The organism is Paraburkholderia sp. FT54, from assembly GCF_031585635.1.
Lineage (GTDB): Bacteria > Pseudomonadota > Gammaproteobacteria > Burkholderiales > Burkholderiaceae > Paraburkholderia.
This window is the reverse complement of the sequence record NZ_CP134197.1, coordinates 758,618-772,962: the sequence shown is the minus strand read 5'-3', so window position 1 is coordinate 772,962 and position 14,345 is coordinate 758,618. Positions and strand designations below refer to the sequence as shown.

General features: G+C 59.9%; 12 protein-coding genes. 5 read left to right on the top strand and 7 right to left on the bottom strand.

Translation table 11 applies throughout. The features are described from left to right. The first annotated feature begins 50 nt into the window (after nucleotides 1-50). Both RI103_RS36300 and RI103_RS36295 read left to right on the top strand, forming a co-directional pair. On the top strand, nucleotides 51-1,229 hold the full coding sequence (locus RI103_RS36300) for a porin (RefSeq protein ID WP_310818875.1): 1,179 nt from the start codon (nucleotides 51-53) through the stop codon (nucleotides 1,227-1,229). A gap of 22 nt (nucleotides 1,230-1,251) precedes the next feature. Further along, nucleotides 1,252-2,250, top strand: coding sequence for a D-2-hydroxyacid dehydrogenase (locus tag RI103_RS36295; protein WP_310818874.1), 999 nt, complete (start codon nucleotides 1,252-1,254; stop codon nucleotides 2,248-2,250). 1,021 nt (nucleotides 2,251-3,271) lie between these two features. Here the strand turns inward: RI103_RS36295 and RI103_RS36290 are convergent. Together RI103_RS36290 and RI103_RS36285 are read right to left on the bottom strand one after the other, a co-directional pair. Continuing rightward, the gene (locus tag RI103_RS36290) at nucleotides 3,272-3,751 is read right to left on the bottom strand and encodes a hypothetical protein (protein WP_310818873.1); all 480 of its coding nucleotides are present in this window, start codon (nucleotides 3,749-3,751) and stop codon (nucleotides 3,272-3,274) included. 444 nt (nucleotides 3,752-4,195) lie between these two features. Further along, nucleotides 4,196-5,662: a hypothetical protein gene (locus RI103_RS36285; RefSeq protein WP_310818872.1), complete on the bottom strand. Its 1,467-nt coding sequence runs from the start codon at nucleotides 5,660-5,662 to the stop codon at nucleotides 4,196-4,198. Nucleotides 5,663-6,069: 407 nt separating this feature from the next. Between RI103_RS36285 and RI103_RS36280 the strand changes: the two genes are divergently transcribed. Next, nucleotides 6,070-6,906, top strand: a complete 837-nt coding sequence (locus RI103_RS36280) for a hypothetical protein (protein ID WP_310818871.1) — start codon at nucleotides 6,070-6,072, stop codon at nucleotides 6,904-6,906. Between the two features lie 78 nt (nucleotides 6,907-6,984). After that, nucleotides 6,985-7,791, top strand: coding sequence for a CsgG/HfaB family protein (locus RI103_RS36275; protein WP_310818870.1), 807 nt, complete (start codon nucleotides 6,985-6,987; stop codon nucleotides 7,789-7,791). A gap of 212 nt (nucleotides 7,792-8,003) precedes the next feature. On the opposite strand, the gene RI103_RS36270 is transcribed toward RI103_RS36275, so the two are convergent. The 3 genes from RI103_RS36270 to RI103_RS36260 all read right to left on the bottom strand — a co-directional run bounded on the left by RI103_RS36270 (nucleotide 8,004) and on the right by RI103_RS36260 (nucleotide 11,510). Beyond that, entirely contained in the window at nucleotides 8,004-8,261 is a 258-nt protein-coding gene (locus tag RI103_RS36270; RefSeq protein WP_310818869.1) for a hypothetical protein, read from the bottom strand. 172 nt (nucleotides 8,262-8,433) lie between these two features. Next, nucleotides 8,434-11,049 (bottom strand): CHAT domain-containing tetratricopeptide repeat protein, encoded by a 2,616-nt coding sequence (locus RI103_RS36265; RefSeq protein ID WP_310818868.1) that lies wholly within the window; start codon nucleotides 11,047-11,049, stop codon nucleotides 8,434-8,436. A gap of 80 nt (nucleotides 11,050-11,129) precedes the next feature. Further along, nucleotides 11,130-11,510, bottom strand: coding sequence for a CHAT domain-containing protein (locus RI103_RS36260; protein WP_310818866.1), 381 nt, complete (start codon nucleotides 11,508-11,510; stop codon nucleotides 11,130-11,132). 102 nt (nucleotides 11,511-11,612) lie between these two features. Between RI103_RS36260 and RI103_RS36255 the strand changes: the two genes are divergently transcribed. Continuing rightward, nucleotides 11,613-11,993: a hypothetical protein gene (locus RI103_RS36255; protein ID WP_310818865.1), complete on the top strand. Its 381-nt coding sequence runs from the start codon at nucleotides 11,613-11,615 to the stop codon at nucleotides 11,991-11,993. Between the two features lie 47 nt (nucleotides 11,994-12,040). On the opposite strand, the gene RI103_RS36250 is transcribed toward RI103_RS36255, so the two are convergent. Continuing rightward, nucleotides 12,041-13,138, bottom strand: a complete 1,098-nt coding sequence (locus RI103_RS36250; RefSeq protein ID WP_310818864.1) for a histidine kinase — start codon at nucleotides 13,136-13,138, stop codon at nucleotides 12,041-12,043. A gap of 2 nt (nucleotides 13,139-13,140) precedes the next feature. Next, nucleotides 13,141-13,911: a LytTR family DNA-binding domain-containing protein gene (locus RI103_RS36245; protein WP_310818863.1), complete on the bottom strand. Its 771-nt coding sequence runs from the start codon at nucleotides 13,909-13,911 to the stop codon at nucleotides 13,141-13,143. Nucleotides 13,912-14,345 lie beyond the last annotated feature (434 nt).

Below are 14,345 nucleotides of genomic sequence, written 5' to 3'. Positions count from 1 at the left end.
GGCAGTCGTATTGAGCCGAGGCAGTTTCAGGTCAACGAAAAAGCAAACAAATGAAGATAAAATTCCTGACTACGCTGGCATGTAGCACACTGGCTACCGCGGCACAAGCGCAAAGCAGCGTGACGCTGTACGGCACGCTGGATACCGCCGTGGGTTATGTGAGTAATCTGCCGAAGGCGAACGGTGGGACAGGGGCCGCGTTCCAGATGATAAACGGGACGCTGAGCGCCAACTCCTGGGGCTTGAAGGGTACCGAAGATCTGGGCGGCGGACTCTCCGCGGTTTTCAGGCTCGAAAACGGGTTCTTGCTTAGCAACGGGGCGCTGAACAACAACGGGCGGGAATTCGGCCGCGTCGCGACGGTTGGTTTGGCGAGCGTTCCGTTTGGCACCGTCACGGTCGGCCGGCAGTTCGATCCGATTGTCGACTTCGTTGAACCGCTGACCGAAGACGCAGTTTTCGGCTCGGCGTTCGCGACGCCAGGCGATCTCGACAATTACGACGAAAGTCTCGGTGTCAATAACGCGGTGAAGTATGTGAGCCCGAATTACTCAGGCTTGCAGTGGGAAGGGATGTATGCGCTCGGCGGGGTCGCGGGCAGCGCGTCCAGCGGTCAGACTTATGCGCTTGCCGTGGCGTATGGAAAGGGTCCGCTGAATCTTGCCGCCGGGTACTTTCACGCGAACTTCGGCAACGATTTCGTGTTGACCAGCAGCGGTGTGTCGCTCGCACCGGGCGCTAGCGCGCCCACCACCGACAATCCCTATTTTTCGAGTATCAACCGCGGATTGTTCTCGGCGAAATCCATGAGCATGATTCGCGCGGCCGCGACATATCAACTCGGCTTGTTTCACCTCGGTTCGGCATACAGTAATGTCGAATACGGCGAAGGGCCGCTGTCGGCCAACACCCACTTTAACAACGCCACGCTCTACGTCAACTACAAACCGGTTCCCACAACGACGCTGGGCATCGGTTACGACTTCACCAAGGGCGACGGTGGTGCGCAAACCGACGCGACCTACAATCAGGTCGGCCTGGGTGCCGACTACAGCTTCTCCAGGAGTACGGACGTGTATACGCTCGTTGCCTATCAGAAGGCGTCGGGTCGAACGGCCAATGGCACGGGGGGCAGTATGGCGGCTACTGCGTCGATCGGTTCCTATGGCCTCGACGCAGGCAAAGACTCGCAGACCATGGTGTTGCTTGGCATGCGGCATCAGTTCTAAATCAGGCCCTCATGGAGATCCGATGAAAGATATTGCGCAACGAGTGGAGCCCATCACGAGTGTGGCGGTGCTTCATGCAACGCCGGACGACTTTCGCCAAACGCTGGAGGGCTCGCATCCAGACGTGAAATTCCATTGGATCTCCGATCTTGAGAAGGTCGATGCGGTCATGTCCTCAGCGAAGCCGGATGCGGTGTTTGCGATCCGCAAGACAGGGTTCGGTGGCCTGCCGCATCGCCGGGCGGCGTTCTTTCCGGGGGTACGCTGGGCGCATGTCGGAGGCTCAGGATATGAACACCTCCTGCCAATCGAACGAAGCGACGTCTGCTTGACGAATGGGCGCGGCGTACTGGCTCCATTCGTTGCGGAGACTGCAATTTCCGGCATGCTGGCGTTAAACGGACGGTTCCTGAAGTACTTCGATCAACAAAGCCGCAGACTCTGGAAGCCGCTTGCTTTTCGTCCTCTGGCGGATCAAACCTTGCTCGTTGTCGGCTTGGGCGCTATCGGGCGAGAGGTTGCAGTGCGAGCGAAGAGTCTGGGCATGCGAGTTGTCGCGATCACTAGCCGCGTGCACGAAACGCACGCCGGAATCGACGAACAGTATCCGTTGACCCAGTTAGCGGAGTTGTTGCCGCGCGCTGACGTGGTTAGCCTGCACGTGCGGCATACGGATGAAACAACCCATCTGATTGACTCGAAGGCGCTGGCGCTGATGAAGTCCGAGGCCATATTGATCAACACCGCGCGCGGCGCGATTGTGCACGAGCGCGCACTGGTGTCCGCACTCGAAGAGGGGCGGCTCGGCGGCGCTTACCTGGATGTCTTCGAACAGGAACCTTTGCCGTCTGACAGTCCACTTTGGAGCTGCCGTAACCTGGTCCTGTCGCCTCACAGCGCCGACAATATCCTGGGATGGCCCGGTCGCATGGCGGCTCTCTTCTCGGACAATCTGGCTCGGTGGAACTCCAATCGCCCCTTGCTCAACGTATTGGTGCCTGCAATAGATGAGCGGAGCTGATGACGGCTTCAGTTTTAGCGTACCTGGGCCGGTCACTGGGGTTTCTGTGAGTCGGTCACGGTGCGGTTCGTATAAATGTCCAGAGAAAAAACATCCATAAGGACAGGGGCTACCCGGTGAACCTTTGAGGACCGAAACCCGGCCATGCGCCGGGTTTCTGTCGTTTACGCGCGTCACTTTCAAATGGGCGAACGGAAATGCAGGAGCGAGGCACTGATTGCCAGGTTAGCACGCCGGCGAGGGATACTCCCACTGATTATTAAATGGGTTGTATCGCGGTTGCACCTGGACGCTCATTTTGCAGCCATTTTCATATGTAACTATGCAACTTCCATTGGTACATTGAAACCGGCAGCTTATATTCGACTTGTTAGGCCGGCAGCTTTGGGACTGCGCGGCTACGACCTGAGACGATTGGCGAAACCCTGCCTCGTCATCCCAGTTTGGAATATTGTCGCGTTGACAGTTGCCATAAGACTTGGAGCAATCGTCGTATGCGTGATCAACCGCTGTCTGCATATCGTCGTATGCCGTCGACCAACTACAGCCCTTGTCACCACAAACCAGAGCACCATAACCGGGATTTTTGGCTCGGCTAATAACAGTGCACTTTTTTTCTAGCTGGGTCAGTCCATTTTTTTTAGCGGTAGCGCGACACCCTTCCAAAGCTTTATTGTCGGCCTCTTTTTGCGATGCGTAGTTATACGACACGTAAATTGTTGAAGTAGGATACCCATCGACGTCCGCAACCGACAGGTGCGCCTGGCTCATCCCCGGGAAAAGACAAATCAGCAAAGCGCAAAATAGGATTTTAGATATTTTATTCATACTTGTGCCTCATTTTTAAATTCACATCAAATGACTCTAATTGCGTGGTGCGGCTAACGCAGCTGGCGTCATTGCAGCGTTGCCCGCCATTTCGTTCTGTGACGGGTCAGTCTGCGTGCATCGTCGTTGCCACAACTCTTATCGGCTTTTTTCAGCAAAAATTAACGGGGGATATTGAAAATTCTGTCGCGATTCATCGCGACCGCCGGGGTCGCGGGCCATTCATTCGGAGTCGGGCCAGATGCGGAGTGAATCTGGCGATGCGGCGCGTAACCCAATGATGGATGCTGGGCCAAAGGCCATACCGTACGTTGTTCCACGATCGGCGCAACGAGGAATACTCAGGACCATCGTATATCTCGCAGACGTGCGAGATGAGATAGGCGACACCCGCCACCTTGTGTTCTCGTGGCACCTCGGCCAGCAGATGGCCGCGTGCGCATAGGTTCAGGTCGCGGAACGCCCCCGGGTATCGGAACGCTGGGCGCAAGAACAGGTCTGCGTCGGGCAATTGTTTCTTGTCCAGCAGCGCTTCGACCAGATTCGTGTAGGCGTTCGGCGTCTGAAATTCAGTTGGGATTTCGTTCCATGGGGGCATGAATCGGTCAGTCCCGAAGGTGCGGTCATCGTAGTTGATCGAGGCCAACTGGGCTTGCGTCAAGGTATAGGTCATGTTCCGTTCGCGTACATGCGGATCTGGTTGAGCAGGTGGTCGTCTATCTTGCGTCCGTCAGTGGCGGAGCAGGCAGCAGGCTGATCGCGGATAGCGCGGCTGCAATGTGCGTGAGTCTGAGCATTCTTTTTCCTCTCGTCTCGGGGCGGTATCGAGGTGAGAAGAGTTTCGCCGACAGGCGAGGGCGTTGTATCGCCCATGCGACGAACATGGCGTCTGTGCGACGAATGAGGAATTGGGCGGAAGAACAACCGGCGTGTTGAGCGCGGTATTTACCGATATTTGTGCGGCAACCGGATTTAGCAGCGCCAGCGACGGCTTGCGCGCGGATAACGAATAGTGAAGTTGCACGAGCGAAAGACCGTGGCCCGAGAATTGATCCCGGGCCATGGTCTGTCACGGACGATACGCTGAAGTCGGTCGCGTGGCGACCGACGTGGCCGCTCAGTGCCAGACTTCGGCGAGGAGCCCGACCATGTTGTCCGCCGTATTGCTGTCAAGCCACACGAGAGCGGCCGCCCCCGTCACAGGATCCGCCGCCGAGACCGGCGCGACGCCGGTCAGGTCGTGGATGGTTTGCGTCCAGTTCGTTGCTGCCGCGCTGCGCCGCCACGACATGATTGCAGTGCCGCGCATCGACAGGAACACGGAGGAGTCGTCGCCGAGCCACACCTTCGGCTGGCCGACGCCATTCGTGGCGCTCGCGATCTGGGACGCCGTTGTCCACGAGTTGCTTGCCGCCGAGTAGGTGGCGACCCATGGCGCGCGCTCGTAGTAGCTGGCGTTCGTCGTATTGGCCGCTGAAAACACGAGGACCGCGTCGCCGTTGCTGTTGGTCGAGACCGTCGGATAGAAGTTCACCGTGGCGCCGGCCACGTACATCGGCGCCTGCCAGTTGATCGCACCCGCTGGCAGGCGTGCCGTGTAGATCTGCTGGTTCAGGGCCACACCGATCACCGCCGCGCCGTTGTCCGAAGCAGCGAGACTGAACTGGAGATTGGTCGAGGACGATCCTGCCACGACCTGCGTCGCACCGACCGTGTTGTTCGCAAGCCGCCGCGCCGCTAGCAGTTGAAAGGCGGACGAGTTGTCCCACGCGCTCCATGCGACGTTGACGTTGTCGGAACCGTCGATCGAAACCTGCGGCGGAGTGCCGTCGGAGTGGCCTGCCGCAATCGGACCGAAGCTGGTCGTCTTGCCACTTGCAATGACGTCGCCCTGGATCACTGGTGCATCCGCTGTCGCGCCCGGCGCCATGTAGGCAAGGACCACGTCACCCTTGCGATTGATCGAAAGCGCCGGCATCGAGCTGGCATAGCCGAGGCGCGTGGGCGTCGACCAGTTATTCGACGATCGCTGATATGAGGCGATGTAAATCGATTGGGCCGCCGGATAGGCCACGCTCGCCTGATCGATCCACGCGACGGTGGCGTCCCCTGTCGTTCGGTTGACCACGACGCGATTCGCGGCCGGCGTGGCGAGATTGCCGGATGCGGGCGTCACCATGGCGGGGTTTTCGCCAGCGGCCGAAAGACTAACGGGCGTGCTCCACTGGTTCGAGCCGGGCTGGCGCACTACGCCATAGAGGGCGTTGGTGCCGCCTGCGTTGACCGGCTGCACGTAGACGGCGACCGCAAAGCCATCGGATGCGATGGCAAGGTCGGGATAGGACGCCGCTGTCTTCGAGATCGTGGCAGGCGTGGACCAGGACAGCGCTGATCCCGGTGACGTGCCACTCGATGACGGAGTGTTTCCAGAAGTCCCCGAAGTGCCCGAAGTGCCCGGCGAGGTGTCGTTCGCACCGGTCGAGCTGGCAGCAGACGACGCCGGGTCCGCGCCGCTACCCGCGCCGCCACAGGCAGCCAGGACGAGCGAAAGGGCAAGAGTGACGGTCAGACGGTTGGTTCGCATGTTCAGATTCCCGTAATCGAGTGGACGTGAAGAACGAGTGGTCTCGTTCGAAGCAGTATTACGGGCGTGCTTGGGTGCGTCGCGAGCTATGCGACGAATACGGCTGCGTTGCGATGAGTGGCGGGATGGGCGAGATGAACGCCGTCTGAACCGGGTGCGATTGGAGTGATGGAATAACCGCCTTCGAGCTGGCATGTCGAGGCAGCGTTGCTTCACCTCGCGCACAGGTACTGGTCACTCGATTCCCAGTTCGAACTTTGCCGATACCGCGTTTTCGCACTCAATGCGCAAATCTCCCCGTTCGTCGCACACGGGTGAAGTTCGTCGCTTTGCTATCACCGCCAGAACCCGCCTAAACGAAACTCCGGTTATGCAACAAAACAGTTCGAACCAATGGGGGAAATTCGATGGTCGTGTGTTCCGGAATAAACAACTCCGCCGGCGTTACCCAAGACGTCCGGCGCCCGCTAACCGTTCACCTCAACGTCTGCGGTGCTCCGCCGACAGACGATTCCAGCAGATCGTCCAAACGGTCCACATTGAATGGACGCGGAGCCAGGATGCGGCATATGAATAATTCGGGGATTTTCGCCATGCAGAAGTGCGCTCTTATAGCGGTCGCAGGATTGGCAATGTTCGCTGCTTCGGCAGTTCAGGCTCAGGAAGTATACGGAAACATCGGCACTGAAGGCTTGGGCGCCGGTGTGGGCTATTCGTTTGAATCGCATGACAACGTCCGCGCCGATTTCAACGGCATCGGCCTTTCGCACAACTTCAATGCCGGCGGCGCTCACTACGACGGCAAGCTGAGTCTTTATCACGGTGGCCTCTATGCGGACTTCTTCCCGGTACCGGGCATCGTCGGTGTGCGATTGACAGCCGGCGTTCTCATCGGCGGCGACAATCTTGCGGGCGACGCGACCAACATGTCCGGCACATACACCCTCAATGGCGTGACGGTCCCGGCGAACGGCGAAACCATTCACGCGAAAGCTCAATTCCCGAGTGTGCGGCCGTATCTCGGGATTGGTTTTGGTCACAATCCGCTCTCGCGTGGCCTGTCGTTTTTCTTTGACGCGGGGGTCGCCTTCGGCAAGCCCAAGCTCACCTACGATGTGCCCGCCGATATCGTGGCCGCCGCGGGCCAGGCAAACGTCGACGCTGAAAAGGCCAGCCTGCAGTACAAGGTGAACCGTGTGAAGGTCTATCCAATCGTCAAGGTCGGTTTGGCCTATCGCTTCTGATAAGGGTGTGCGCGAGGCTTGACTCCCCGACGGACGCGCTGCAGACCAATCACAAAAATTAGATACAGAACTGAATCGATGAATCTCAAACTGACAACTCTTGCGGCAGCTTCGCTGCTCTTTCTCTCGGCGTGCTCGGAAATGCAGTTGGGCAACGGAGCCAGGTCGCCTGATAGCACGAGCGTGGCCGGATCGAACTCGCAAAGCACCGACGATGGGTTGAAGCGTTGCAAGGCGCCGCTCGGCACCGCGTCGATCGTTGAGGACACTGCAGCGCCGTGGTTTTCGCTTCTGACCGGGCAGTATCAGCTCGGCAGCACGGTGCCCGTTCTCAAGCTACTGGTCCAGCAGTCGAACTGCTTTGTCATCGTCGACCGCGGACGCGCCCTGAATGCCGCCATGACCGAACGGCAGCTGAACGAAACGGGCGAGCTGCGCAAGACTTCCAGGATGCACAAGGGGCAGATGGTTGCGGCTGATTACACCATCAGTCCCACCATTACGTTCAACTCGAGCAGCACGACGGGCGGCGCGTCCAACCTCCTGACCTTCGTGCCGATTGTGGGCGGCGCGCTCGCTAGCGTCGCCGGTTCGATGAACACTAAGGAGGCATCCACGGTGCTGACACTGGTCGACACCCGATCGAGCGTACAGCTTGCGGCTGCCACCGGGTCGGCCAGGAACATCGACTTCGGGATGCTCGCGGGCTTCGTCACGACGAAGAACGGCGGCACGATCAGCGGGTACTCGAATACGCCGCAAGGCAAAGTGATCGTTGCTGCTTTCACCGACTCGTTGAATAACCTCGTCGACTCCGTCAAGGAATACCAGGCGCAGAACGTCAAGGGGGGCTTGGGTAACGGCGGAAACCTGCAGGTTAACTAATCGGCAGCTGTGCAGCGTGGGCGAAGACTGGGCGTGGCTTGCCAAAGAGGCAGGGCTTCGCCCAGCATTGCGTCAGTTAGTGAAGGAAACCGCATTGAAGTCGGACGACGAAGTTGGCTTTAGATTGCTTCGGCAAGTTGAGTTGGTGTTCGTCAATCGAAAGAAAAAAGCAGCCAGCGCCGAAATCGGCGCTGGCTGCTTTTCTTCTTGTGTTAGTTCATCGGGCACTCGGGAGACGGGTACACCCATTGGTTGTTGAACGAATCGTATTGCGCCTGAACCTGAACGTGAAAGCGTTTTCCGTCGTCACGGACGATCTCGCAATCGCCGTTCACGCAACGCGACCGGCAGTCGTGCTGCACGTACTGCTGGTTGTCATGCGCCTTGGCGGCATAGCCTGTTGCAAGGAAAACGGCGAGCCCTGCGCCGGCCATTGCGATTACGATGCGCTTTACGAGATTCTTCGACATGAGTTGGTCCTCTTGTGGGTTGGGTTGTTGGTGGGTTGCATCGCGTTGAAAACAGTTTCGCGTGTTCGCACCCGGGCATCATCGAGAATGCGACAAACGTCGATTGGCGCCGACAAACGCGGGATAGGCGAGACGGCTACGGATCGTTCACGGCGCCATCCGCGCCGAGGTCTTAAATCTTCCGCAACGGACTATCGCTGCCCGCGAGCAGGAAGGCAGCCCATGCCGATGCGGGATGCCCTGCTTGCCGCACTGCGCATTTCGCCTGCTGGAGGGCACGGCTTTTCGGCAACCCTTGAGAAAGCGCACGATAAAACTCCGCCATCAGGTCCACGGTTGCTTCGCTTGGCACGGGCCACAATGACGTGACCGAGCTTGCAGCACCAGCCTGCTCGAGCGCGCGTCGCAGGCTCGCCACTCCCTCGCCGACGTCGATATCGCCATTGCCCGTATCGCAACTGGAGAGCACCGCCAGTTGAGTCTGTTGCAGCGGCAACCGGGAGATGTCTTTGGCGAACATGATTGAAGCAGACGTAGCGCCGGAGAGCACCAATCCTGCTCGATGCCCCGGATAAATCAAATCGGTTATCGCGCCGTCCAGGCGGTCCATTTCCGCGTTGTCTGGTGCCGTCGGAAACGTAAAGGCCTCGGCCAACCGGTCATTTTGTGCATCACCAGAATCCGCCGGAAATGGACTTTCAAGAATGACGGCGTGACTGGCGACATGGACGACCGGCGGCGAATAGTCGAGGTTGAGCAACGCCTGAGGGGTTGCCGCCTCGTGCTCGAACAACCTGGTCCTGAAACCAATGTTCGTGAGGCCGCTCTGGACTGCGCGGGCCTCGTTGGCGGTGTCCGGCAATGGCGGTATTTCCATATCGCCCAGCCAGAAATTGCGGGTCGCCGGCTGCCTTTTTCCAGCCGATGCCTGATCCGGGGACGGATAGTCAGGGTTGGCAACGATGCACGCGGGACCGGCGCTTGTGGTAACAGGACGATCTTCGGTTAGTTGCCCGAGCGAGGTGACATACCGGATCGCGCGGCGCAGAAGTAAGGGCTGACCATTGATGTCCGGCAGTACCTCGAACGGCACCAGCGAGAGCGCGCCGTCCGGGTCGATCACCCAGTTCTTCGCGTTCGCCGCACTGGGCGGCAAGTCGCGCAACAGCGATTGGGCGAGCAACTGGCTTTGAGCGCTCCAGTCGCTATTGGCCAGCACCGCCCGCCGTAACGCGAATGCAGCCGCATCGATTTCCCGGCACGCGCCAATGTCGCGGAGGTCGACCGTGTCCCGGGAAACGCAGTAGCGCAGATAGCGCGTTGTGATCCGTCGCCCGTCTCCGTCCGCCGCCCCGGTCTCGTATTGCGCATAGCCAATCGCGACGCTGTCGCGCAGCACGGCCTGCACCTGAGGCAGTAAGGCACTGCCCGACACGATGACGTCATCCAATCCACGAGCACGGAGGTCCGGCGCGACCATTTGCAGACCAACCCCGTATTGCATGGTCAGCGTCATAAACTGGGTGAGCGCCTTCTTGGAGGGCTGCAGTGCTGCCAGTTGTGCGTCGATGGCGTGCAGCTGGTCGCGTGTCGTCCGCGTGCGCTCGTTCGACGATGTCTCCAACAGCAAATTCATCCGCTCCACGTAGCGAATCCCCAGCCCTTTGTTCTGGACAACGAGCCCGATCAGTTCCGCACTTATGTCCGGAGGCAAGCGCTTGCCGTCAGGTCCGGAGAGACGAAATCCAAGCCTCGCTGACGTCATTGCACGGCTCACGGCAAATCCGGCTAGCTGCACCTGATAGCCAGGTTTCGCCGCCGCCATCTCTCGCTGCCGCTGGAGGCTTTGGGTGAGCGCCCGGCGAAACGCGTCATCAGCTAATTCGCGCTGGCCGGCCCGGGCGAGAAGCAAGGCGAATTTAAATGTGCGGCGCTCATTGGTAAGGCTCGACCAGTCGAATTCGGGTGCGGCAGGCGGCATACGCGCAGCCATTACCGCCATTGCCCTGCGGAACGCTTCGTTGTCGACGGCCCGGCTTTGCCCAGCCTGGGCGAGCAGCATCTGGATTCTGGCCATGGGCGGCGACGTTGCCATACCGGGTGAGGGCGCCTTGAGGGCCGAATTCGAAGCGTTCTCGATACACTGTCTATAGAGTTCGGCGAGCAATTCAGGTTGCCGACAGGCCACCAACGCGCGTGCCAATGTGGTCGGAATGTCCGCCAGGCTCACCGGTTCCCGGAATAGCACATCGTCTATCGTGTAGGCGCGCTGTGTGCCCTGAATGGCATAGGCAAGCGTCGTGAACATCGGCTTTGAGAACTCGATGTCGAATAGCATCTTGCCGATTTCATCGTCCTGCCTGATGAGCATGCCGTAGTACGGCTCGATCCGTTCAGTACGGGTTCGCACTTCCGCAGCTCTCGCCTGTTCGAGCACGCGTCGCGCTTCCTCGTTTCGCCCTACGCCAAGCAGCGCACATCCAAGGAGCAGATTGACTCGCAGCCGCCATGGCCATTGGGTATCCGGTTTAGCCTCGACCAACGCGGATGCTTGAGTAAGCAAAGGAAGCGCTTCTTCCGCTCGGTTTTGCCTGAGCGACTCCGTTGCTGGCATGAGAAGCTGGCCGAGCTTCGCACGCAGGTCGTCCATTTGTCCGAACGCGTCAGCATCGGCTCGCGCTTGCCACGGTAATGCCAGGCCCAGGCCGGTGAATACAATGGAGCGCCGTAGCCGCGAAACGCGATGGCCTTTACGTGTCGTGAATTTGCCGCGTAGTTCCTGAATCATGGTCTGTTTGATTGTGTATAAATGCGACGGGGCTGAGCCGGTTCGCAGCACGACCGGCCGGCAACGGCGGCCCCTGAGTGCTAGGTTTTCAGAGGCGAATCGGAGCCGGCGAGGAGAAAACCAGCCCGTGCATAAGCCGGATAACCTTCGCTGTGCAGCGCGACTTTTGCGGCTTGCAAGGCCCGGCTTTTCGGCATGCCTGCGGCAAGGCCAGCGTAGAAGACTTTCACCAGTCCTGCAGTCTGCTCGCTCGGCACTGGCCACAGCGATGTCACGGTGCTTGTTGCTCCAGCTACTTCCAGCGACCGCCGCAGCTCCGACGAACCCAGGCTGCGATCGAATATCAAATCTTGCAGCGCGCGAAGCTGACTGCCGTCGGCGACCAGGGTCGATGCGAACTGGCGTCGGAATAGGAGCGCACGTCGAATGCGCGGGTGTTCATCAGAGGCGCGAGGGTGCATCGAGGGCGGTGGTTAGCTTGGGTGCCGCGCATTGAAAAGCGCAACCCAGTTTTGCCATTGGGCTGCGCTTGGGGACGTACCGGAATTGTCGGCGAGGCATCGATGCAAGACGTCGAGGGTAGCCGACTGCGTGAGGCACTGCCGCGCAGCCCGCATCGCTTCGGCCTGCGCCACTTCGTGTTCGGCGACCGAGCGAAGTTGTCCAACAAACCGTGTAGTGCCGTCGTCGGGCGATATCGAGCACGTCTCGGCCGCGCGGCGCAGGGTACCCCGCACTCGCGGCGATGGATCGCCGGCATCGGGTACGCGATGGCCCATCGCCGCGTCCACGCAGAGCGCGATTTCGGGTTTGATCTCATCACCCCCAAGCCACGTTTCGTACTGCATGAGCCTCAGGGTGAGTGCGGCGTCGGGCTTTGCGGCGGGGTCCGGTTCGGATGCGACCGCGCGAGCAAGGTTTGCGCAGGCGATCAGAAGCGCTGAACCGAAGGCCCAGGCGCGTCGCTGTTTTGCGAAATATATATGACGCGTCACGTCAATCTGCTTTGGATTCCGGGGATCATCATGCGGGCGATTACGCCGCCGCCCGGAGCGCCAGCAATCGACAGTACGGCGTTCGGCCCGTACAACTGCTGCATACGCTCCCGCACGCTGCGCAGACCGAGTCCGGTGCCGCGCGTGGCGGGCGCGCTTTGGAGGCCAATACCGTTATCCCGCACTTCGATCAGAACGCCGCCGCCGTTGTCGGCGCTCATCTCCGCTGCGACGCTCACGGACACGGCGCCAAGCTTCGGTTCCACGCCATGTTTGATGGCATTTTCGACGAGTGTCTGAACCAGCAGCGGCGCGAAAGGAACACCCCTCAACGCATCGGGCAGATCGACCGATACGGTCAGACGGTCCCCCATCCGGACTTTCATCAGTTCGAGATATGCGCCGACCGATTCGAACTCGGAGCCCAAGGTCGCGGTGTCATTGCGCATATGTGGAATCGCCGCCCGCAGATAGCGGATGAGGTGTGTCAGCATCAGTCCCGCATCGGCGGGAGCTTTCTGAATCAGGAACTGGAGGTGCGCTAACGTATTCCACAGAAAATGTGGCTCGATCTGGGCGCGCAACGTCATGATCTGCGAGAGCGCGAGCGCCTTTTCCTTCTGGGCGGTCGCCTCACGCGCGCGGGCGGCCTCAAGGTTCGCCTCCATGGCACGGGTTTTCTGTCTCGCGTAGTGCCGTAAATTGCGCGCGGCCACGAGCAGGCTCAGTCCCACGACGACCAGAATGATGAAATCGGAGACTGCGTCGCCCTGGAAGAGCCGCTCGCTGATCGAAAACGGCAGCGCATAGATGGCGAGCCCAGCAACGGTCGCGATCACCGCCGCGCCAATGCCCATTTCGACCGCGGCGATCAGCGTGGCGTAGAGCGATGCCACCCATGGTTTCCTCACGTCATTGAAGACGTTCAGCAGCAGAAAGATGGCGCCCATCAAAGCCATGCCCGTCACCACACCACGAAGCCCCACGTCGGCTCCGGCGAGGTAGCTCGACCACCACTCCATTGCCGCGAGCGAGGCGAACAGGACCATTGCCGTGACAAGCCAGTGAGCACGGCGGGAAAAGATCTTCCTCATGCTCACATTGCCCGGAAAAGCGAATGGTTTGCGGTAGACACCCGGATCCGCTCGGGCCGGTCGCGCAGTTCGATCTCCATGCTGTCGTCCTGGCGATGAACCGCACGGATGAAGCGCCGGTTGACGATGGCGCTGCGATGAGTCTGCAGGAACTGCGTTTCGTCGAGTTGACCTAGCAAGTCCTTTAGCGACATGCGGATCAGGCCGTCCACGTCGCCCGCCACAACGCGGGTGTACTTGGTATCGGATTCGAAATACCGCACGTCGTCGACGTGCACCATGTGCACCTGCGAGCCGACTGCCACCTGAAGCCACTCGATGTTCTGGCCGATAACCGGGGCCACTGCAGGCGTAGCACTGCGCACGCCCAACTGCGCGAGGGCATCCATGAGTTGCTGCGATTGCATGACAGCGGTCGCCATCGACTTGCGCAGGCGAGAGACCACGGTGGCAAGACGGGCAGGTTCAAGCGGCTTGAGAATGTAGTCCACCGCGCTGGCTTCGAACGCCTCTACGGCGTGATTGTCGTAGGCGGTGACGAAGACCACCCGGGACGGGACCGTGATGGCGCGCGCGACCTCGAGCCCGGTCAGACCCGGCATGCGGATGTCCAGAAAAGCCACGTCCGGGCGGCGGCTCTCGATCTCAACCAGTGCAGCAGGTCCGTCACCTACCTCAGCCAGGATATGGAGATCTGGCCAAAGGGCTATGAGCTGCTCGCGCAGCATTTCGCGCATATGCGGTTCGTCGTCGGCAATGATGGCTGTTGGCATGAGTTCTCTGGTTTTTTAAGCTGACTCAGTAGAGGCAGTTCTGCGTTGTGAGGTACAGGCAGGTGCTGACTCTACTGGGCATTGGCGACGACACAACTGGCCCGCGACGGACGTCGCTCAGGCTGGATGAACCCCGGTTTTCGCGGTACGAGCGCTGCTGCGATGGAGTTGTCGTCTGCCGGGAAAGTCCCTCTTACGCGGGCGATCGAAAGCGTCACGTCTTGTATACGGCTACGTTCCGAGGAAATTTAGGCGAGGGCATTCAAATCTTTTAGCCGTCGGCGAGTGGCTTGGTGCGCCGTGAGAGGTGGCGCCGTCTTTGTCCAATAGAGATGCCAAGGCACGCTTGACGGAAGGACTTGCAGACATCGGAAATCGGGCGACGCGTGCATGAGATGCTGCGCTGCTCGGAGGGTGTCCGGGCTGGGACAGTT

Excerpts from the sequence above, each read along its gene's own strand:
- RI103_RS36300 (WP_310818875.1), top strand. The coding sequence starts at position 51 with ATGAAGATAAAATTCCTGACTACGCTGGCATGTAGCACACTGGCTACC.
- RI103_RS36295 (WP_310818874.1), top strand. The coding sequence starts at position 1,252 with ATGAAAGATATTGCGCAACGAGTGGAGCCCATCACGAGTGTGGCGGTG.
- RI103_RS36290 (WP_310818873.1), bottom strand. The coding sequence starts at position 3,751 with ATGACCTATACCTTGACGCAAGCCCAGTTGGCCTCGATCAACTACGAT.
- RI103_RS36285 (WP_310818872.1), bottom strand. The coding sequence starts at position 5,662 with ATGCGAACCAACCGTCTGACCGTCACTCTTGCCCTTTCGCTCGTCCTG.
- RI103_RS36280 (WP_310818871.1), top strand. The coding sequence starts at position 6,070 with ATGGTCGTGTGTTCCGGAATAAACAACTCCGCCGGCGTTACCCAAGAC.
- RI103_RS36275 (WP_310818870.1), top strand. The coding sequence starts at position 6,985 with ATGAATCTCAAACTGACAACTCTTGCGGCAGCTTCGCTGCTCTTTCTC.
- RI103_RS36270 (WP_310818869.1), bottom strand. The coding sequence starts at position 8,261 with ATGTCGAAGAATCTCGTAAAGCGCATCGTAATCGCAATGGCCGGCGCA.
- RI103_RS36265 (WP_310818868.1), bottom strand. The coding sequence starts at position 11,049 with ATGATTCAGGAACTACGCGGCAAATTCACGACACGTAAAGGCCATCGC.
- RI103_RS36260 (WP_310818866.1), bottom strand. The coding sequence starts at position 11,510 with ATGCACCCTCGCGCCTCTGATGAACACCCGCGCATTCGACGTGCGCTC.
- RI103_RS36255 (WP_310818865.1), top strand. The coding sequence starts at position 11,613 with ATGCAAGACGTCGAGGGTAGCCGACTGCGTGAGGCACTGCCGCGCAGC.
- RI103_RS36250 (WP_310818864.1), bottom strand. The coding sequence starts at position 13,138 with ATGAGGAAGATCTTTTCCCGCCGTGCTCACTGGCTTGTCACGGCAATG.
- RI103_RS36245 (WP_310818863.1), bottom strand. The coding sequence starts at position 13,911 with ATGCCAACAGCCATCATTGCCGACGACGAACCGCATATGCGCGAAATG.